This is a genomic window from Pseudacidovorax sp. DMC4, assembly GCF_056314265.1.
This window is the reverse complement of the sequence record NZ_JBQUYR010000011.1, coordinates 90,442-108,924: the sequence shown is the minus strand read 5'-3', so window position 1 is coordinate 108,924 and position 18,483 is coordinate 90,442. Positions and strand designations below refer to the sequence as shown.

Sequence of the window (18,483 nt, the reverse complement as noted above, 5' to 3'; positions counted from 1 at the left end):
GGTAACAAGCCGTTCTGTCCTGAATCTGAACATCCGACCGCGGCGCAGGGGCTCCGCGGGCGCATGCCGGTCGCTGCCATGGGCGCTCTCCCCATGCTGCGAGCTCATTTGGGACATGGAATTGACGCAAATCAAGAAACGGCGGCCTGCCTTTCCCGGGCGACAAAAGACACAGAGAAGAAACGATTTGTCACGTATTGTTAGCTCCAATCTGTTTCCACGACCTGTCCGGATCTGCCCGGGCAGCGCCGGACAGCCAAGGAACAGCGATGCGGATCAACCTGCCGATCACCACCCAGGAGCGCCAGTTGCCGGCCAACGGCTTCATGGTCTCGCGCACCGACCTCAAGGGCCGCATCACCTACGTGAACGGCACCTTCGTGGACATCAGCGGCTTCGCCGAATCGGAGCTGCTGGGCCGGGCGCACAACATCATTCGCCACCCCGACATGCCGCCGGAGGTCTTCGCCGACATGTGGGCCACGCTGGCGCAGGGCCTGCCGTGGACCGGCATCGTCAAGAACCGCTGCAAGAACGGCGACTTCTACTGGGTGCGGGCCAACGCCAGCCCCATCTGCGCCGATGGCCGCATCGAGGGCTACATGTCGGTGCGCAACAGGCCCTCGCCCGAGGATGTGCGCGCCGCCGAGCAGCTCTACGAGCGCCTGCGCAAGGGCGGCAGCCGGCTGCGCGTGCGCCAGGGCGAGCCGGTCGGCCCGGTCTGGGCCGATCCCATGGCCGCACTGCGCCGCCTGCCGCTGCGCCGGCGCATGGCCTGGGCCACGGGCACGCTGGCGGCGGCCAGCGCCGCAGTGGGTGCGTGGCTGGCCTGGAGCGGCGCGGCCGGATCGGCAACCGGCCTGCTCGCCGGCCTGTCCGTCGCCTCGGCCCTGGCCTGGACGGTGCTGGGCCTGATGCTGGAGCGCACCGTGCTCGGCCCGCTGGATGCCGCAGTGCGCACCGCCCGCGCCATCGCCAGCGCCGACCCGCGCCGCTTCGTGTTGCGCCGCGGCGACGAGACGCGGGCGCTGGTCAGCGCCCTCAACCAGATGAGCGCCAACTTCGTCGCCGTCATCGCCGACGTGGGCAGCGGCGTGGCAGGCGTGAGCACCGCCTCGACCGAGATCGCGCAGGGCAACCTGAACCTGTCCTCGCGCACCGAGGAGCAGGCCAGCGCGCTGGAGGAGGCGGCCGCGTCGATGGAGGAGCTCACCAGCACCGTGGGCCAGAACGCCGAGAACGCGCGCCAGGCCAACGAGCTGGCGGTCTCTGCCTCGCAGGTGGCGGCCCGGGGCGGCGGCGTGGTGGCGCAGGTGGTGCAGACCATGGCCTCGATCCACGGCTCGTCCAAGCGGGTGGTGGAGATCATTGACGTGATCGACGGCATCGCCTTCCAGACCAACATCCTGGCGCTCAACGCCGCGGTGGAGGCCGCCCGCGCCGGCGAACAGGGCCGCGGCTTCGCGGTGGTGGCGGCCGAGGTGCGCCAGCTGGCGCAGCGCTCGGCCCAGGCCGCGCGCGAGATCAAGGCGCTGATCGACGACGCCGTGGCCAAGGTGGACGCCGGCACGCGCCTGGTGGGCGAGGCCGGCAGCACCATGGGCGAGGTGGTCGACAGCGTCAAGCGCGTCACCGACTTCATCGGCGAGATCGCCGCGGCCAGCGCCGAGCAGACCGCCGGCATCCAGCAGATCAACCAGACGGTGATCCAGCTCGACCAGGTGACGCAGCAGAACGCCGCGCTGGTGGAGGAGGTGGCCGCCGCCTCCGCCGCGTTGGAGGAGAAGGCCCAGCACCTGGGCCAGGCGGTGAGCGTGTTCCGCGGCGCCGGTGCGGGCGGCCTGACGGCCCCCGCCGCCCACGCCGGCGCCTTCGACGACGCCGGCGAGGAGGGCGCCGGCGCCTTCGCCGACGACCTGCCCCCGGCCTCCCGCCTGGCCCATGCCTGAGGCCTCATCCAAGGAGTCGCCATGAAGATCCTGATCGCCGACGACAGCCGCGCCATGCGGCAGGTCATCGCCCACATGCTGCGCGAGGCCGGCTTCCGCGGCCACCACATCGTCGAGGCCGCCGACGGCCAGCAGGCGCTGGCGGCCGCCCATGCCGAGTCGCCCGAACTGATCATCTCGGACTGGAACATGCCCGCGATGACCGGCATCGAGCTGCTCCATGCCCTGCGCGCCGAGGCGTCGACGACGCCCTTCGGCTTCGTCACCACCGAGGTCAGCGCCGAGATGCAGCAGCAGGCCTTCGATGCCGGGGCGGCCTTCCTCATCGGCAAGCCCTTCAGCGCCGAGGACTTCCGCGTGGCGCTGGTGGACCTGCTCGAATGACGGCGGCCGCCATGATGCTGTCCCTGCCCACGGCGGCCCAGGTGGAGCGCTCGCTCGGCCTGCTGCTGCGGCGCGCCGTGGAGGCGTCGATGCAGCCGGCCGCCACCCGCTGCCGTTTCGCGGCCGCCGGCAGCTACCACGGCGGCGACCGCGCGCCGCTGGCCTGGCTCGCGGCCGACCTGCCGCTGGCCGCGCACCTGGCGGCCGCGCTGTCGCTGGTGCCGGCCGACGCCGCCGACGACCGGGTGCGCGCCGGCGTCCTGGACGACACGCTGCGCGAGAACTTCGCCGAGGTGCTCAACGTGGGGGCACGGCTGATCGTGCGCGACGACGCCGGCCGCCTGACCCTGCTGCAGACCGCCTTCGGCGAGCCCGCCGTCGCCGCCCTGCTGCCGCCCGCCACCGCGCGCCTGCGCCGGGCCGTGTTCAAGGTCGAGGTGGACGGCTACGCCGAGGGGCTGCTGGGCCTGTGGGGCGCCGCATGAACGCGCCACTGCCCGTCGACAGCCGCAGCCTGGCGGCGCAACTCGAGGCGGGCGCCCAGGAGCTGGCGCTGGCCGGCGCCATGCTGGCGCAGGCCATGGGCGACCTGCGCGCCGGCTTCGTGCAGGTGGCCGGCGCGCAGACCGATTCGGACGTCGCGGTCCGCACGGCCCTGCGGCAGGTGATGGTGGCCCTGCAGGCCGAAGACACGCTGGGCCAGCTGCTGCAGGCCGCCCAGCGGCGGCAGTCGCAGCTGGCCGGTGCCCTGCGCCATGCCGCCGCCGACACCGCCTCGACCGGCGCGGCCCGGCGATTGCCGGCCTGGCCGCCCGCGGCCGCCTGGGGCGATGCGCACGGCACCGCCTGCCCCACGCCTGGCGCCCCCGGCGCGGGCACCCATGAATTCTTCTGACCCGAAAGCGTCCTCATGCGCCTGAACAACTTCAAGACCGGCAGCCGGCTCGCGGCGGCCTTCCTTCTCGTGCTGATCGTCACCGGCCTGGTGGCGGCCCTGGGCGTCTCGCGGCTGCGGACGCTGCGCGAGGCGCTGGACTACCAGGCCAACGTCGTCCACGAGCGCGAGGTGCTGGCCCAGCAGTGGGCGGCCGACATCCGGCTGAACATGGTGCGGTCCCTGGGCCTGCTGCACAGCCGCGACGGCGCCTATGTGCAGGCCCTCTCGCGCGAGACCCAGGCCACGTCGCAGCGCATCGGCGAGATGGCCCGCCGCGTGGCCGACTCGGCCACCGACGACGACGGCCGCCGGCACATCGCGCGCGTGGTGGCCGACCGCGCGGCCTACACCCGGCTGCGCGAGGAGCTCTTCGCCGCCCATTCGGCCGGCCGTGCCATGACGGCCGAGGAGGAGCAGGCGCTCGTCGCGCACGGCGATGCCTACCTGGCGGCCCTGGAGCGCGTGAGCGAGGACATCCGGGCCGACGGCAACCGCCATCGCCAGCACACGATCGACACGCTGCGCAGCGGCGAATGGATGATCCTGGTCGGCGGCCTGGCGGCGGTGCTGCTGGGCGGGCTGTGCTCGGTGCTGGTCACGCGCTCGATCACCCGGCCCATCGCCGGCGCCTCGGGCGTGGCCGAATCGGTGGCGGCGGGGGACCTGACCGCGCGCGTCCATGCCGAGGGCCGCGACGAGACGGCCCGCCTGCTGCACAGCCTGGAGGCCATGCGCGGCAAGCTGGCCTCGGTGGTCAGCGAAGTGCGCCGCAATGCCGACGGCCTGGCCTCGGCCAGCCGCGAGATCGCGGCGGGCAGCAGCGACCTGTCGGCCCGCACCGAGCAGCAGGCCTCGGCGCTGGAGGAGACGGCCGCCTCGATGGAGCAGCTCAACACCACCGTGCGCCACAACTCCGAGCATGCGCAGAAGGCCAGCGAGCTGGCCACGCGCGCCTCGCAGGTGGCGGCCGAGGGCGGCACCGTGGTGGCGCAGGTGGTGCAGACCATGCGCGGCATCGCCGACAGCGCGGGCCGCATCTCCGAGATCATCGGCGTGATCGACGGCATCGCCTTCCAGACCAACATCCTGGCGCTCAACGCGGCCGTGGAGGCCGCACGCGCCGGCGAGCAGGGCCGCGGCTTCGCGGTGGTGGCCAGCGAGGTGCGGGCGCTGGCCCAGCGCAGCGCCGAGGCGGCCAAGGAGATCAAGTCGCTCATCACCGCCAGCGTGGAGACCGTGGCCCACGGCTCGGACCTGGCCGACCAGGCCGGCAGCACCATGGAGCAGGTGGTGGGCGCGATCCGCGGCGTGGCCCAGGTGGCCGGCGAGATCAGCGCCGCCAGCCGCGAGCAGAGCCTGGGCGTGGCCCAGGTGGGCCAGGCGGTGGTGCAGATGGACCAGGCCACGCAGCAGAACGCCGCGGTGGTGGAGGAACTGTCGGCCGCCGCCGCCGTGCTCAAGGAGCAGGCCGAGCACCTGGTGCGCAGCGTGGCGGTCTTCCGCCTGGGTGCCGATGCCACGGTGGCCGCGGCGCCGCCCGCGCGCAAGCCCCGCGGCGCGACGGCCGCCGTGGCCGCCACCGGCCCGGCCGGGCGCGCCAGGCCGGCACCGCGGCGTCTGTCGGCCCCCGCGCCCGTGCTGGCCGGTGCCGGGGCCGAAGCGGGCTGGGAATCCTTCTGACGCGCGGGGAGAAGCAAGCCATGAACAAGACCGTCATGACCGTGGACGATTCCCCCTCGATCCGCCAGATGGTGGCGATGACGCTGCGCATGGGCGGCTACGCCGTGGTCGAGGCCGCCGACGGTGCCGAGGCGCTGGACAAGCTGGCCGGCGGCGTGCACGTGGACGCCATCGTCACCGACCAGAACATGCCGCATGTGGACGGCCTGACCTTCACCCGCCGTCTGCGTGGGCAGGCGCAGCATGCGCGCACGCCGATCCTGATGCTGACCACCGAGTCCAGCGTCGAGATGAAGGCCGCCGGCCGCGCGGCGGGCCTGACGGGCTGGATGGTCAAGCCCTTCGATCCGCAGACCTTGATCGCGGTCATCGGCAAGGTGCTGGCGTGAGCGGCACTGCAGGAGCGCGGCCATGAAACTGGACCTGGGCGAATTCGTCGGCATCTTCGTGGAGGAGGCCCGCGAGCACCTGGACGCGATGGAGTCGCTGCTGCTCGCCCTCAGCCCCAACCGGGTGGACGGCGAGATGCTGAACGCGCTGTTCCGGGCGGCGCATTCCATCAAGGGCGGGGCCGCCACCTTCGGCCTCGACGAGGTCGCCGGGCTCGCGCATGTGGCGGAGTCGCTGCTGGACCGGCTGCGCGACCAGCGGCTGGCGCTCAGCGCCGACATCGTCGATGCGCTGCTGGTGGGCACCGACGTGATGCGGGCGCAGATCGCCGCCTTCGAAGGCCAGGCCGCGGTGCCGGCGCCCCAGGTGGAGGCGGCGCGGGCCCAACTGTCGGCGCTGGCCGGTCCGGTGGCGGTGCCCGCGCCGGCGGCCTGGCCGGCCCTCCCGGCCGAGGCGCCGCTGGCGATGCCGCCTTCCGCCGCGCTGCCCGCGCCCGTGGTTGCCGCTGCCGAAGCGAACGAAGCGACTGAAGCCGCCGGGTCCCTGGCCGGCGAGGGCGTGGCCTTCGGCTTCTTCGACGACGTGCCCGAGCCCTCGGCCGAGGCCCGGCCGGTGCCGGGTGCTGGTGCTGGTGCTGGTGCTGGTGCTGGTGCTGGTGCGGTCGCCGACGTCTGTGCCGTGCCGCCAGCGTCGTCCGCCATGGCCGAGCCGCCCGCCGTGGCCGCGTCCGCCGGCCTGCCGGCGCCCTCGGCCGGGGCGGGCGCGGCGCATGCGGGTCACGAATCCAGCTCCATCCGCGTGAGCGTCGACAAGGTCGACCAGATCATCAACCTGGTGGGCGAGCTGGTGATCATCCAGTCCATGCTGGCCCAGCATGCGCTGGGCGACACGCCGCAGCAGGTCGAGCGGCTGCGCAGCGGCCTGGACCTGCTGGACCGCAACACCCGCGGCCTGCAGGAGGCCGCCATGGCCATCCGCATGATGCCGATCTCGGCCGTGTTCAGCCGCTTCCCCCGCCTGGCGCGCGACCTGGCGCAGCGCCTGGGCAAGGAGGTGGAGATCCGCCTGGACGGCGAGGGCACCGAGCTGGACAAGGGCCTGATCGAGCGCATCGTCGACCCGCTCACGCACCTGGTGCGCAACAGCCTGGACCACGGCCTGGAGCTGCCCGCCGAGCGCGTGGCGGCCGGCAAGCCGGCTGCGGGCGCGATCACGCTGAGCGCCCGCCACGAAGGCGGCAGCATCGTGATCGAGGTGGCCGACGACGGCCGCGGGCTGGACCGCGAGCGCATCCTGGCCAAGGCGCGCGAGCGCGGCATGGCCATGCCCGAGCAGCCCACCGACGCGCAGGTGTGGGCGCTGATCTTCGAGGCCGGCTTCTCCACCGCGGCGGCGGTCACCGACGTCTCGGGCCGCGGCGTGGGCATGGACGTGGTCCGCCGCAACATCCAGGCCCTGGGCGGGCGGGTGGACATCCACAGCGAGAAGGGCCGCGGCACGCGCATCGCGGTACGGCTGCCGCTCACGCTGGCCATCCTCGACGGCCTGTCGGTGGCCTGCGGCGGCGAGGTCTTCATCGTGCCGCTGGCCTTCATCGTCGAATCGCTGCGGGCCGAGGGCGACGCCGTGCGCAGCGTGGCCGGCGCGGGCCGCGTGCTGCGCATCCGTGGGCGCTACCTGCCCGTGGTGGCGCTGCACGAGGTGCTGGGCCTGCCCGGCGGCACGCCGCCCGGCGCGGACGGCATCTTCATCGTGCTGGAGACCGAGGGTCAGCGCGTCGCACTCTTCGTGGACGCGCTGCTGGGCCAGCACCAGGTCGTCATCAAGAGCCTGGAGGCCAACTACCGCAAGGTGGCGGGCATCTCGGGCGCCACCATCATGGGCGACGGCCGCGTCGCGCTGATCCTCGATGCGGCGGGACTGGGCCGTCAGGCGGCCTCGTCCGGCCGCCTGCCGTCGCCGCTGGAGAGCGCGGGCGCCTTTCGTTCCACCGAACCCCTTCCTGCCTGAGGCTCTTCATGCGCGCTGCCGAATCCGCCATTCCCGCCGCCGAACTCGCCGCCCAGATGGCGCAGACCGGCATCCTCACCTTCCGGCTCGACACCGAGCACTACGGCATCGACATCCTCAAGGTGCAGGAGATCCGCAGCTACGAGCCGGTCACCCGCATCCCGCAGGCCGATCCGGCCGTGCGCGGCGTGATCAACCTGCGCGGCGCCATCGTGCCCATCGTGGACCTGCGGCTGCGCTTCGGCCTGCCGCAGGCCGACTGCGACCGCTTCACCGCCGTCATCATCGTCAACGTCGGGGCCAAGGTCATCGGCATGGTGGTGGACGGCGTCTCGGAGGTGGTCACGCTCGCGGCCGAGCAGGTGCAGCCCCGGCCCGACATGGCCGCGGTCGACCTGTCATGCATCACCGGCCTGGCCACGCTGCAGGACCGCATGGTCATGCTGCTGGACCTGGAGGCGCTGCTGGCCCACGTGGCGCAGTGAGCAATTCCGCCGCCGCCATGCCTGCGCCGACCGTCTCCGCGCGCGAGTTCGACTACGGCCCGGCCGACTTCGAGCGCGTGCGCCGCCTGATCCACGCACGTGCCGGCATCGCCCTGGCCGAGAGCAAGGAGGCGATGGTCTACAGCCGGCTGTCGCGGCGGCTGCGCAGCTGCGGCATCGGGCGCTTTCGCGACTACCTGGACGCGCTGGAAGGCGATGCCGCCCAGCCAGAGTGGGAGCAGTTCGTCAACGCGCTCACCACCAACCTCACGGCCTTCTTCCGCGAGCCGCACCACTTTCCGGTGCTGATGCGCCACCTGCGCGGCCTGCGGCGGCAGCGGGCGCTGCGCGTGTGGAGCTGCGCCGCCTCCACCGGCGAGGAGCCGTATTCCATCGCCATGGCCGCCGCGCAGGAGTGGGCCAGCCCCAGCCCGCCGCTGGAGATCCTGGCGACCGACCTGGACACCCGCGTGCTGGCGACGGCCGAGGCCGGCGTCTACGACCAGGAGCGGGTCGAGCGCCTGCCGCCCGAACAGCTGCAGCGTCACTTCCTGCGTGGCACCGGCACCAACGCGGGCCGGGTGCGCGTGCGGCCCGAGCTGCGGGCCCTGCTGGCCTTCCGGCCGCTGAACCTGCTGGCGCCCGACTGGCCCGCGCTGGCGCCCTTCGACGCCATCTTCTGCCGCAACGTCATGATCTATTTCGACAAGCCCACGCAATACCAGGTGCTGCGCAAGCTCGCCCGCCTGCTGGAGCCCGACGGGCTGCTCTTCGTCGGCCATTCGGAAAGCCTGCTGTTCGCCTCGGACCTGTTCCGGCTGCGGGCGCAGACCGTGTACGAGCGCGTGAAGGCGGGGCCATGAGACGCGCAGCCGCCCGCAACGGAGCCCGCCGATGAGCATGGACCTGCATCCGGCCGGCAGCGGCACGCTGCACTACGAGACCGTCTTCGGTCGCCGCGGCGTGCGCGTGCTGCCCGGCGAGTTCCACGCCACCGCCGACGACCTGGTGCTCGTGACCGTGCTGGGCTCATGCGTGGCGGCCTGCATCCGCGATGCCGAACGGGGCGTGGGCGGCATGAACCACTTCATGCTGCCCGACGCCGGCCCCGCCACCGGGCCGGCCGATTCGGCCCCGGCGCGCTACGGCAGCTATGCCATGGAGGTGCTGATCAACCAGCTGGTCAAGCTGGGCGCCCGCCGGAACCGGCTGGAGGCCAAGGTGTTCGGCGGTGCCAATGTGATCCCCGGCATGAACCAGGTCAACATCGGCCACCGCAACGCCCGCTTCGTGCTCGACTTCCTGGCGACCGAACGCATCCCGGTGCGGGCGCAGGACCTGGCCGACACCTGCCCGCGCAAGGTGGCGTACTTTCCCCGCACCGGTGAAGCCCGCGTCAAGCGGCTGAACGAGGCGCTGCCGGCCAGCGTGGCGTGCCGCGAGCAGTCCTACCAGGCCAGCCTGGCCCGCACGCCGGTGGCCGGCGCCATCGAGCTCTTCGACTGATGCCGGACGAGCGCCTGCGCATCCTGGTGGTGGACGATTCGGCGCTGGTGCGCCAGGTGCTGTGCGCCATCATCGATGCGCAGCCCGACATGCAGGTCGTGGCCACTGCCGGCGACGCCGCCGCGGCCCGGTCGCGCATCGCGGCGCTGGCGCCCGACGCGCTGACGCTCGACATCCAGCTGCCGGGCATGAACGGGCTGGACTTCCTGCGCGAGCTGGCCGGCGGGCCGCCGATGCCGGTACTGATCGTGGCCACGCCCACCGAGGCCGAGGTGCAGGTCGCGCGGCAGGCCCGCGCGCTGGGCGCCTGCGGCGTGCTGCCCAAGCCGCGCCTGGGCGTGGCGCAGGGCCTGCGCGACGACGGCGACGCGATTTGCCAGGCCTTGCGCCAGGCGGTGCAGGAGGCGCGGGCCGCGCGCGCGGCCGAGACGGCCCGTGCGCGGCCGGCAGCGGCCACCGCCCGCACCGACGACGGCCCGGCGGCGGGCGCCGATCGTGGGCCCGGCCCGGCGGCACCGCCCGGGCGCCGGGCGTGGCGGGGCGAGCGCGTCATCGTCGCCGGCGCCTCGACCGGCGGCACCGAGGCCTTGCTGCAGTTCCTGGCCCAGCTGCCGCCGCACTGTCCGCCCGTCCTGGTGGTGCAGCACATGCCGGCCGGCTTCACCCGCAGCTTCGCCGACCGGCTGGACCGCCACCTGCCGCTGCGCGTCGCCGAGGCCCGGGACGGCGAGCCGCTGCGTGCCGGGCAGGCGCTCATCGCGCCGGGCAGCCACCATCTGGCCGTCCGGCGCGATGAGCAGGGCCGGCTGGAGGCGGCGCTGCTGGCGACGCCCCCGGTCAACCGGCACCGGCCGTCGGTCGACGTGCTCTTCGACAGCGCCGCCCGGCTGCTGGGCCGGCGCGCCTGCGGCGTGCTGATGACCGGCATGGGCCGCGACGGCGCCGCCGGCCTGCTGGCGCTGCGCCGCGCCGGCGCCCTGACCTATGCGCAGGACGAGGCCAGCTGCGTCGTCTTCGGCATGCCCCGCGAGGCCATCGCGCTGGGTGCGGCGGGCCGGGTGCTGCCCCTGGCGCAACTGGGCGAGGCGCTGATGCAGGACCTCGGCGATGCCGGTGCGGCGGCGTAGGGATGCGCCGGGGCCGCCGCGGCGTCCGGCGGGGCCCTGGGGCGGTGCTACATTAGCGCCCGCGCCGCGCGACCCCCGCGAGGCGATGCGGGAGGTTACCGACCAGCCGGGCGAAGCCGGTTCCGGCGGTGCCTTCGAGGCCCCTCGACGGGGCTTTTTTCTTTCTGGGCCAACAGCAGCGCATGGATGCTCCGGTGACGTCGTTCGGCGGATGGCGCCATTCCTCGCTCGTGGGAATGACGCCTTCACCCGTTTCCGGCGATGAGGCGGACCGCTGGGTCCGCGGCGAACTGGTGCGCTCGCTCATGCGGGCCGCCCGGGGCAACTACATCCTGGCGGCGGTGCTCACGCCCGTCATCGTGGCCCTGAGCTGGCGCGACCTGCCCTGGTGGGTCGCCTCGCTCTGGGTGTTCCTGGTGGTCTGCGTCTCGCTCGCGCGGGTGCGCTTCGAGCACCTCTACCGGCTGCGCTACGAAGGCCGCGACGCCGATGCGCAGGAGCATTTCGTCCACCGCTACCGGCATCTCTGGGGCGCCAGCGGCGTCGTCTGGGGCATGTCGGCGTACCTGTTCTTCGAGCGCACGCCGCTGGTCAACCAGTTCATCTGCTGGTTCATCGTGGCGGGGGCCGCCACCTTCCCCGTGGTCAGCATCGCGCTGCATCCGCCGGTGCTGCGGCGCTACATGGCCTCGCTGTTCATCACCATGCTGCTGTGCATGGGCATCCGCGTGGCGGAGGTGGGCATCGAGGGCCTGCAGTTCGGGCTGCCCTTCGTGCTGCTGCCGGCGCTGCACTGGTGGCTGCTGCTGCACGCGGGCCGGCGCATCTACGAGACGGCACGCAACAGCTTCGAGCTGCTCTTCCACAACAAGATCCTGATCGCCTCGCTCACCCAGCAGCGGCAGGCGGCCGTCTCGGCGGTGGCGATGAAGAACCGCTTCCTGGCCAGCGCGGCGCACGACATGCGCCAGCCGGTGCTGGCGCTGTCGCTGTACGCCGACTGGCTGCGCAACGAGCCGGAGCTGGTGCACGAGATCGCGCCCAAGATCTCGGGCGCCACGCAGGCGGTGAACGTGCTGTTCGACTCGCTGTTCGACCTGGCGCGCATCGATTCGGGCCAGGTGCGGCTGCACATCGAGCGGGTGGACGTGGTGCAGCTGCTGCGCGACCTGGAGCTGCAGTACCGCCCGGTGGCCGAGGCCAAGGGCCTGCGCTTCCGGGTGCACATGGTGCCCGGCACGGTGCTGACCGACCCGGTGCGGGTACGGCGCATGCTGGGCAACCTGCTGTCGAACGCCATCAAGTACACGCACGAGGGCGGCGTGCTGCTGGCGGCGCGGCAGACCCGCGAAGGGCTGCGGGTGGAAGTCTGGGACACCGGCATCGGCATCCCGCGCGAGCACCTGCGCGACGTCTTCCTGGAGTTCTACAAGGTGGCCGACCACGACGCCGGCACCTCCGACGGCTTCGGCCTCGGCCTGGCCATCGTGGCGCGCCTGTCGCACGCCCTGGGCCATGCGGTGAGCGTGCGCTCCCGCGTCGGCCGCGGCAGCGTCTTCCGCGTGATGCTCACCGACGCCGACGAGACCCAGGCCCAGGCCCGCATGTCGGACGCCGTGGGCTGAGCCTGTGGCCCTCGTTCACCAGCGGTAGGTGGCGGTGGCGACCACACGGCGTTGGTCGCCGTAGTAGCACGTCTGCGCAGTGCTGTCGCAATTGCTCAGGTACGTCCGGTTGGTCAGGTTGCGCACGTTGAGCGCCAGGCTCCAGCGGTCGATGTCGTAGGCCAGCAGCAGGTCGACCAGGGTATAGGCCGGCACCTTGACGGGTGTGCGCCCACCGTTGCCGTAGGTCGAGCCGGTGTGGCGCGCCCCGATGCCCACCTTCAGGCCGTTGGTGAAACGGTAGTCGATCCAGCCCGATAGCTGGTTCCGCGGTACGGCCAGGGCCTGTCTGCCGATCTGTTCGGGGTTGGCGCTGGCGGTGACGATGGCGCGCGGCGTGTAGCTGTAGGCCGCGGTGAGGTTCATGCGCGGCATCGGCTGCGTGGTGGCCTCCAGTTCCAGGCCACGCGTGGAGATCTCCCCGGTCTGGTAGGGCACGAAGTCCGGATCGAAGGTGATGTAGTTGCGCCGCCGCAGGTCGAAGATGGCCGCGCTGTAGAGGCTGCGCGAGCCCGGCGGCTGGTAGCGCAGCCCCGCTTCGTATTGCCGGCCGGTCTCGGGCTCGAAGGGCTGGCGAGTCAGCGGGTTGAGCGCCGGGTTCGGGTTGAACGACTCGGTGTAACTCGCGTAGGGTGCGAGCCCGTTGGGCGCCAGATACACCAGCCCCGCGCGCTTGGTGAACCGGTGGTCGGCCACGCGCGAGGATGCACCACCCAGCCGGTCGAAGTTTTCCGTGCGCGCCTGGTCGTATCGGCCGCCCAGCGTGAGCTGCCAGCGCTCGCCCCACTTGATCTGGTCCTGCAGGTACAGGCCTGTCTGCTGCAGGCGCGTGCTGTCGATGGCATAGGGGTCGGGAATCTCGAACGGTCCGTTGGGGTAGACGGGCGCCGCGATGTCCAGCAGCGGTGCACTGCCGCCGCTGAAGGTGCGCGCCTCGAAGCGACTGCGCTGGTGGTCCAGGCCCAGCAGCAGCGTGTGCTGCCAGTCGCCGCGTCGCAGGTCGGCCTGCAGTTGGTTGTCGAGGCTCAGGCTGCGAGCCGACTCGCGGCTGCCGAAGAGCGTCCGGCTCAGCAGCCGGTAGTTGGCGGGGTCCAGCGGCTGCTCCGGGTCCGTCGCGACGAAGCGGGGCGCCTGCAGCCCGGCGTAGTCGAGCTTCATGTGCCCCGCCCGCAGGTTCTGGTGGAAGGTGAAGGTGTCGTTCAGCCTGTGCTCGAACTGGTAGCCGACCAGTGTCTGGTCCTGGTCGAAGCGGTCGAAGTGGCGATTGCCGATGTCGAGCGTGCTCGGAATGCGGCTGTCCACCGGCGTGGGTACCAGCGAGCCCTCGATGGGCCGGATGCGGGTGTACACGCCGGCGCGGTTGCGCATGAGTTGCGCATACAGGGTGAGCGAGGTGTCGCCCGACAGCCGCCATGTGAGCGACGGCGCGAGGTACGTGCGGTCGTCGTCCTTGTCGCCGGTCGGCATCCGCGCGTCACGCAGCAGGCCGACGACGCGGTAGCGCACCTGGCCCTCGGCGTCGAGCTTGCCCGAGAAGTCCCCGGCGATCTGCTTGTGGCCGTGGCTGCCCACCTGCATCTGCAGCTCGCGCACCGGCAAGGCTGTGGGCAGCTTGCTCACCACGTCGACCACGCCGCCCGGGCTGGCCTGGCCATAGAGCACCGACGCCGGTCCACGCAGCACGTCGATCCGTTCCGTGCCGTAGGGCTCGACCTTCCAGACGGCGAAGGTGTTGGCGTTGCGCAGTGGCAGGCCGTCCTGGTAGAAGCCCGGGCTGTAGGCATCGAAACCGCGGATGCTGATCCAGTCGTAGCGCGAGTCGGCCCCGTAGGGCGAGATGTTGATGCCGGGCGTGTAGCCGAGCGCGTCGCGCACGGTGGTGGCGCCGATGGCCTCGATGCGCTCGGCGGTGACGACCGACAGCGACTGCGGTGTCTCGATGATGGGCGTGTCGGTCTTGCTGCCGGCTGCGCTCCGGCGCGCGAGATAGCCGCGCACCGGCCCGGTCGCGGCGTCGCCGTCCGCCGTGACGGTCACGGCCGGCAGGGCGGCCGTGGAAGGCGGCGCCACGGTCTGGCCTGCTTGCGCCGGGGCGGCGGGCGGCAATTGCGGGCGCAGCACGTAGGCGCCGTTGTCCAGCCGTGCCGCGCGCAGCCCGGTGCCGGCGAGCAGGGCCTGCAGCGCGGCGTCCACCGTGTAGGTGCCGCGAACGCCTGGTGTCTGCCGACCTTGTGTCTGCTCCGGGGTGAAGCTCAGCAGGACGTCGGCAGACGAGGCCAGCCGGTGCAGGGCTGACGCCAGCGGACCGGCCGGGATGTCGAAGGCACGTGTGTGCGCAGCGGCGGTCTGCGCCACCAGGGCCTGGGCGCGGGCCTGCCCGGGCAGGGAGGCCAGGACCAGGCCGTCCAGCGCAAGCCAGGCCGCCGCGAAGGTGGGGCGCAGGACCGACCGGTGCCGCGACGGACGCCCGGGATGCAGGGGATGAAGGGGCTTGGCGCGCATGGGATTTCCTCGGAAGTGACAAGAAGTGCTCTCCCTGGTGAGGTGCCGCGAAACGGCGGATCGGGCAGTCGTCGAAGCAAAAAAACTTTGCGCGGCGCGCGCAGCAGGCCGTGCCAGGCGGCGACGGAGGGCAAGACCGGGCACCGCGGCGCACGCGCGGGCCACGCGGCGGCGTCAGGGCTGCGCTTCGACCGTCACCCAGAAGCGGGTGCGCTGCGCTACCTGCACGGGCAGCACATTGGGCAGCGTGGCAAGGATGCGGTCGGTGTCCTGCAGCGGGAACACGCCCGACAGCCGCAGATCCCCCACCTCGGGCGCGCACCGGACGACGCCCTGGCGGTAGCGGCCGAGTTCTTCGAGGAAGGCGTCCAGCCGCATGTCGTCCGCCACCAGTTGCCCGCGTGTCCAGGCCGGGGCGGCGTCGTCGGCCGGCCCTGCGGGGCCGATCGCGCTGCGGGTGAAGCTCAGGCGCTGGCCGGCTTCCAGCACACGAGGGCGCTGTGCCAGGTCATCCGGCGCGATCTCGACCGCACTTTGGAGGACGGCGACGTCGGTGCCCTGCATCCGCTGGCGCACGGTGAAGCGGGTGCCCAGTGCACGGATGCGGCCCTGCGCGGTCGCGACGACGAGGGGCGGCCAGGCACGGCCTGTCGCCGTCTGCGCATGACCTGTGACGACCAGCACCTCGCCTGCCAGGAGGCGAAGCAGGCGCTGTGCAGCGTCGAAACGCACATCCACCGCGCTGTCGGTGTTGAGCGTCAGCGCGGTGCCATCGGCCAGCATGACGGTGCGCCGCTCGCCGATGCCGGTGCGGTAGTCGGCCGCCAGTCGCTGGGCGAGCGGCGTGCGCGCGGCGAGCAGGCCGGCCGTGCCGGCGATGCCGCCCCACAGCAGGACGCGCAGCGCGGCGCGGCGGTTCGGCGCCGTCGCCGTGCCGGCGTAGGGCGAGAGCACCTGGTAGGCGGCGCGGGGGGCCATGTCCTTGAAGCGGCCGGTGACCTCCTCGATGTGCCGCCAGGCGCGCTCATGGTCGGGATGCGCGCTGCGCCACCGGGACCAGCGTTGCCGGTCGTCGTCCCCGGCCTCGCCCGACATGAACAGGGTCAGCCAGTCGGCCGCCTGGTCGGCGATGGCCGGGTCGATGGCACGGCCACCGGCCCGTGGTGCCGGCCGGCCCGCGGCCAGTGTGCTCGTCGGCTCGGTCACGACAGGGAGGGCCGATCAGGTGCCGAGCACGAACAGGCAGTGCCGGTTCGCACGAGACAGGTATTGCTTGACCGAACTGGTCGAGACGCGAAGGCGCGCCGCGATGTCGGCGTAGCTCAGATCTTCCAGGTGGGCCAGCAGGAAGGCTTCGCGTACCGGTAGGGGCAGGCCGTCGAGCGCCTGGTCCACCTGGCGCAGGGCTTCGAGCGCCAGGTAGCGCGTTTCGGGCGAGGGGGCGAGTTCGCCGGGGAGTGTTGCCAGCACGGCGAGGTAGGCGTCTTCGAGCCGCTGCCTGCGATGGCGATGGGCGATCAGTCGCCGTGCCACCGTGGCGAGAAAGGGGCGCGGCGCCTCGATCCGGGCGGGCATCCCCGCCGTGATCATGCTCAGGAAGGTGTCCTGCGCCAGATCCGCTGCCACGCAGGAATCGCCAAGACGCCGCCGGAGCCAGCCTTTCAGCCAGCCGTGATGGGCGACATACAACCCCTCGATGCTTTGCGGAGGAAGCGAAAACTCGGTACTGGCCACGACATGCCCTCGGATGCGCCACGGACGATTTGATCGTCCAATATGAGAATTGTTCTCATTCTATGGCGTGCCATCCGAGGCGCCGCGGCAACACGCGGCCGGGATCGAGGAATCAGCGCAGATTCGAAAGCAGCCCGTGGCTGCGCGCGTGGTGCAGCGCCTGCGTGCGGCTCTTGACGCCCAGTCTGCGGAACAGCCGCCACAGGTGCACCTTGACGGTGTGCTCGCTGATCTCCAGCTGGGTGGCGATGTCGCGGTTGGACAGGCCCTGGTCCAGCATGGCGATCAGCTGCGTCTGCCGACGCGAGAGCTTGCCCGTGGGCGCCGGCGGCTCCAGGTCGCCGTCGTCGGCCAGCAGCAGGCCGCGCAGGGCCGCCGTCAGCTCGGCCGAGCCGCTGGACTTCTCGATGTAGATGTCGGCACCGGCCTCGATGCAGGCCTCTTCCATGTCGGCGGCGGGCGAGGCGGAGTACACGGCCACCGGGATGTCGGGGTACGACTCCTTGACCGTCAGCACGCCCGAGACGCCGGTGACGTCGGGCAGCTTGAGGTCGAGGCAGAACAGCTTGGGCCGGCCGTGGTGCTCCACGGCGTTGGCCAGCTTGTCCAGGCGGTCGAGTTCGACCACGTTCTCGGAGGGCCGCAGGCGGCGAAGGACCATCACGATGGCCTCGCGCATCAGGGGATGGTCGTCGATGACGTAGATGCTCATGGTGTGCGTGTCCGGAGAGGGGGCCGGGAGTTGGCGTCCGTCGGGGGCGACGTGCCGGGTCAGGACGCTCGGGCGGATTCGGCCGCCGCTTCCGCCAGCACGGCCAGCGCTGCCACGACGGCAGCGCGCGCCGCATTGTCCAGCGGCGCGAGCCGGGAAGCCAGCGCCGCGAGGGCCGGTTCGCCCTCCGCCTGCAACTGCGCGATGGCGCGGCCGGCTTCCTGGGGCGAGGCGAAGCCCAGGCTCTGCAGCAGCACCGTGCCGCGCGCGTCCTGCAGCTTGAAGTAGAACTGGCCGTCGCGCTCCCGGTACTGCTTGAAGCTGGGCCGCGCGGCCTTGGCGGCCTTCGCCGTGCCGCTGGCGGCAGCGCCGAGCTGGCCCAGGTTGCGCAGGCCCACGGCCTCGCGCAGCCGCGAGGTCAGCGCGCGCGAGAGCACGCGGGCCTTCTCGCCGCCCGCGCGCAGCGTGTCCTCGATGCGCTGGGGCTCGGCCATCAGCGCCTCGTAGCGCTCGCGCAGGGGGGCGACCTCCTGGTCGATGCGGTCGACCAGCACCTGCTTGGCGTCGCCCCAGGCGATGCCCTCGGCATAGGCCTTGCGCAGCGCCTCGGTCTCGTCGGCGGTGGCGAAGGCCTGGTAGATCTGGAACAGTGCCGAGCCCTCGGTCTCCTTGGGCTCGCCGGGCGCGCGCGAGTCGGTCACGATGCCGGCGATCAGCTTCTGCAACTGGGCCCGCGAGGAGAAGAGGGGAATGGTGTTGCCGTAGCTCTTGCTCATCTTGCGGCCGTCCAGGCCGGGCAGCAGGGCGACGGCGTCGTCGATCTCGGCCTCGGGCAGCGTGAAGTGCTCGCCGTAGAGGTGGTTGAAGCGCTGCGCCATGTCGCGCGCCATCTCGATGTGCTGCACCTGGTCGCGGCCCACCGGCACCTTGTGGGCGTTGAACATCAGGATGTCGGCCGCCATCAGGGCCGGGTACATGAACAGGCCGATGCTCACGTCCGAGTCCGGGTCGGTGCCGGCGGCGGTGTTGCGGTCCACCGCGGCCTTGTAGGCATGGGCGCGGTTGAGCACGCCCTTGCCGGTCACGCAGCTGAGGAACCAGGTCAGCTCCGGAATCTCGGGAATGTCGGACTGGCGGTAGAAGGTCACGCGCTCCGGATCGAGCCCGCAGGCCAGCCACGAGGCCGCGATCTCCAGCGTGGAACGCTGGATGCGCGCCGGCTCGTCGCACTTGATGAGCGCGTGGTAGTCGGCCAGGAAGTAGTAGCTCTGCACGTCCGGGCGCTGGCTGAAGCGCACCGAATGGCGGATCGAGCCGACGTAGTTGCCCAGGTGCGGCGTGCCGGTGGTGGTGATGCCGGTCAGGAAGCGGGTCGGAGCGGAGGCGGAGGACATGGCGGGGCG

The 18,483-nt window shown here is 72.2% G+C and carries 17 protein-coding genes; 12 read left to right on the top strand and 5 right to left on the bottom strand.

The genetic code is table 11. The annotated features are described in order from the left end of the window. Positions 1 to 269 precede the first annotated feature (269 nt). The 12 genes from ACT54X_RS20300 (at position 270) to ACT54X_RS20245 (ending at position 12,093) form a co-directional block, all read left to right on the top strand. A complete protein-coding gene (locus ACT54X_RS20300) occupies positions 270 to 1,949 on the top strand; it encodes a methyl-accepting chemotaxis protein (RefSeq protein ID WP_476348189.1) in 1,680 nt (559 codons plus the stop codon). A gap of 21 nt (positions 1,950 to 1,970) precedes the next feature. Further along, the gene (locus ACT54X_RS20295; protein ID WP_294375594.1) at positions 1,971 to 2,333 is read left to right on the top strand and encodes a response regulator; all 363 of its coding nucleotides are present in this window, start codon (positions 1,971 to 1,973) and stop codon (positions 2,331 to 2,333) included. Continuing rightward, the gene (locus ACT54X_RS20290; RefSeq protein WP_354319467.1) at positions 2,330 to 2,818 is read left to right on the top strand and encodes a hypothetical protein; all 489 of its coding nucleotides are present in this window, start codon (positions 2,330 to 2,332) and stop codon (positions 2,816 to 2,818) included. Before ACT54X_RS20295 ends, ACT54X_RS20290 begins: the two co-directional genes overlap by 4 nt. Further along, on the top strand, positions 2,815 to 3,228 hold the full coding sequence (locus tag ACT54X_RS20285; protein WP_294375601.1) for a hypothetical protein: 414 nt from the start codon (positions 2,815 to 2,817) through the stop codon (positions 3,226 to 3,228). Before ACT54X_RS20290 ends, ACT54X_RS20285 begins: the two co-directional genes overlap by 4 nt. Before the next feature lie 15 nt (positions 3,229 to 3,243). Then, positions 3,244 to 4,950 (top strand): methyl-accepting chemotaxis protein, encoded by a 1,707-nt coding sequence (locus tag ACT54X_RS20280; protein ID WP_476348187.1) that lies wholly within the window; start codon positions 3,244 to 3,246, stop codon positions 4,948 to 4,950. 20 nt (positions 4,951 to 4,970) lie between these two features. Then, a complete protein-coding gene (locus ACT54X_RS20275; protein ID WP_476348185.1) occupies positions 4,971 to 5,339 on the top strand; it encodes a response regulator in 369 nt (122 codons plus the stop codon). A 22-nt stretch (positions 5,340 to 5,361) separates the two neighbouring features. After that, positions 5,362 to 7,350 (top strand): chemotaxis protein CheA, encoded by a 1,989-nt coding sequence (locus ACT54X_RS20270; protein WP_476348183.1) that lies wholly within the window; start codon positions 5,362 to 5,364, stop codon positions 7,348 to 7,350. 8 nt (positions 7,351 to 7,358) lie between these two features. Then, positions 7,359 to 7,835: a chemotaxis protein CheW gene (locus ACT54X_RS20265; RefSeq protein WP_354319463.1), complete on the top strand. Its 477-nt coding sequence runs from the start codon at positions 7,359 to 7,361 to the stop codon at positions 7,833 to 7,835. 17 nt (positions 7,836 to 7,852) lie between these two features. Then, entirely contained in the window at positions 7,853 to 8,698 is an 846-nt protein-coding gene (locus ACT54X_RS20260; RefSeq protein ID WP_354319462.1) for a CheR family methyltransferase, read from the top strand. A gap of 31 nt (positions 8,699 to 8,729) precedes the next feature. Then, the gene (gene cheD, locus ACT54X_RS20255; RefSeq protein ID WP_354319461.1) at positions 8,730 to 9,341 is read left to right on the top strand and encodes a chemoreceptor glutamine deamidase CheD; all 612 of its coding nucleotides are present in this window, start codon (positions 8,730 to 8,732) and stop codon (positions 9,339 to 9,341) included. Continuing rightward, entirely contained in the window at positions 9,341 to 10,468 is a 1,128-nt protein-coding gene (cheB, locus tag ACT54X_RS20250) for a chemotaxis-specific protein-glutamate methyltransferase CheB (RefSeq protein WP_476348180.1), read from the top strand. Before cheD ends, cheB begins: the two co-directional genes overlap by 1 nt. A 236-nt stretch (positions 10,469 to 10,704) precedes the next feature. Further along, a complete protein-coding gene (locus ACT54X_RS20245; RefSeq protein ID WP_294375618.1) occupies positions 10,705 to 12,093 on the top strand; it encodes a sensor histidine kinase in 1,389 nt (462 codons plus the stop codon). 15 nt (positions 12,094 to 12,108) lie between these two features. Here the strand turns inward: ACT54X_RS20245 and ACT54X_RS20240 are convergent, their stop codons facing one another. The 5 genes from ACT54X_RS20240 to ACT54X_RS20220 all read right to left on the bottom strand — a co-directional run bounded on the left by ACT54X_RS20240 (position 12,109) and on the right by ACT54X_RS20220 (position 18,474). Beyond that, entirely contained in the window at positions 12,109 to 14,634 is a 2,526-nt protein-coding gene (locus tag ACT54X_RS20240) for a TonB-dependent siderophore receptor (protein WP_476348177.1), read from the bottom strand. Positions 14,635 to 14,808: 174 nt separating this feature from the next. Further along, positions 14,809 to 15,840 (bottom strand): FecR domain-containing protein, encoded by a 1,032-nt coding sequence (locus tag ACT54X_RS20235; RefSeq protein WP_476348175.1) that lies wholly within the window; start codon positions 15,838 to 15,840, stop codon positions 14,809 to 14,811. Between the two features lie 15 nt (positions 15,841 to 15,855). After that, a complete protein-coding gene (locus ACT54X_RS20230; RefSeq protein WP_294375627.1) occupies positions 15,856 to 16,368 on the bottom strand; it encodes a sigma-70 family RNA polymerase sigma factor in 513 nt (170 codons plus the stop codon). Positions 16,369 to 16,480: 112 nt separating this feature from the next. Beyond that, a complete protein-coding gene (locus tag ACT54X_RS20225) occupies positions 16,481 to 17,080 on the bottom strand; it encodes a response regulator transcription factor (protein WP_017761790.1) in 600 nt (199 codons plus the stop codon). Between the two features lie 59 nt (positions 17,081 to 17,139). Continuing rightward, positions 17,140 to 18,474, bottom strand: a complete 1,335-nt coding sequence (locus ACT54X_RS20220) for a tryptophan--tRNA ligase (protein WP_476348173.1) — start codon at positions 18,472 to 18,474, stop codon at positions 17,140 to 17,142. Positions 18,475 to 18,483 lie beyond the last annotated feature (9 nt).

What these genes read in the sequence shown, in the direction of transcription:
- ACT54X_RS20240 (WP_476348177.1), bottom strand. Translation starts at nt 14,634, where the DNA reads ATGCGCGCCAAGCCCCTTCATCCCCTGCATCCCGGGCGTCCGTCGCGG.
- ACT54X_RS20260 (WP_354319462.1), top strand. Translation starts at nt 7,853, where the DNA reads ATGCCTGCGCCGACCGTCTCCGCGCGCGAGTTCGACTACGGCCCGGCC.
- ACT54X_RS20280 (WP_476348187.1), top strand. Translation starts at nt 3,244, where the DNA reads ATGCGCCTGAACAACTTCAAGACCGGCAGCCGGCTCGCGGCGGCCTTC.
- ACT54X_RS20225 (WP_017761790.1), bottom strand. Translation starts at nt 17,080, where the DNA reads ATGAGCATCTACGTCATCGACGACCATCCCCTGATGCGCGAGGCCATC.
- ACT54X_RS20300 (WP_476348189.1), top strand. Translation starts at nt 270, where the DNA reads ATGCGGATCAACCTGCCGATCACCACCCAGGAGCGCCAGTTGCCGGCC.
- ACT54X_RS20290 (WP_354319467.1), top strand. Translation starts at nt 2,330, where the DNA reads ATGACGGCGGCCGCCATGATGCTGTCCCTGCCCACGGCGGCCCAGGTG.
- ACT54X_RS20275 (WP_476348185.1), top strand. Translation starts at nt 4,971, where the DNA reads ATGAACAAGACCGTCATGACCGTGGACGATTCCCCCTCGATCCGCCAG.
- ACT54X_RS20295 (WP_294375594.1), top strand. Translation starts at nt 1,971, where the DNA reads ATGAAGATCCTGATCGCCGACGACAGCCGCGCCATGCGGCAGGTCATC.
- ACT54X_RS20265 (WP_354319463.1), top strand. Translation starts at nt 7,359, where the DNA reads ATGCGCGCTGCCGAATCCGCCATTCCCGCCGCCGAACTCGCCGCCCAG.
- ACT54X_RS20285 (WP_294375601.1), top strand. Translation starts at nt 2,815, where the DNA reads ATGAACGCGCCACTGCCCGTCGACAGCCGCAGCCTGGCGGCGCAACTC.
- cheB (WP_476348180.1), top strand. Translation starts at nt 9,341, where the DNA reads ATGCCGGACGAGCGCCTGCGCATCCTGGTGGTGGACGATTCGGCGCTG.
- ACT54X_RS20220 (WP_476348173.1), bottom strand. Translation starts at nt 18,474, where the DNA reads ATGTCCTCCGCCTCCGCTCCGACCCGCTTCCTGACCGGCATCACCACC.
- ACT54X_RS20245 (WP_294375618.1), top strand. Translation starts at nt 10,705, where the DNA reads ATGACGCCTTCACCCGTTTCCGGCGATGAGGCGGACCGCTGGGTCCGC.
- cheD (WP_354319461.1), top strand. Translation starts at nt 8,730, where the DNA reads ATGAGCATGGACCTGCATCCGGCCGGCAGCGGCACGCTGCACTACGAG.
- ACT54X_RS20270 (WP_476348183.1), top strand. Translation starts at nt 5,362, where the DNA reads ATGAAACTGGACCTGGGCGAATTCGTCGGCATCTTCGTGGAGGAGGCC.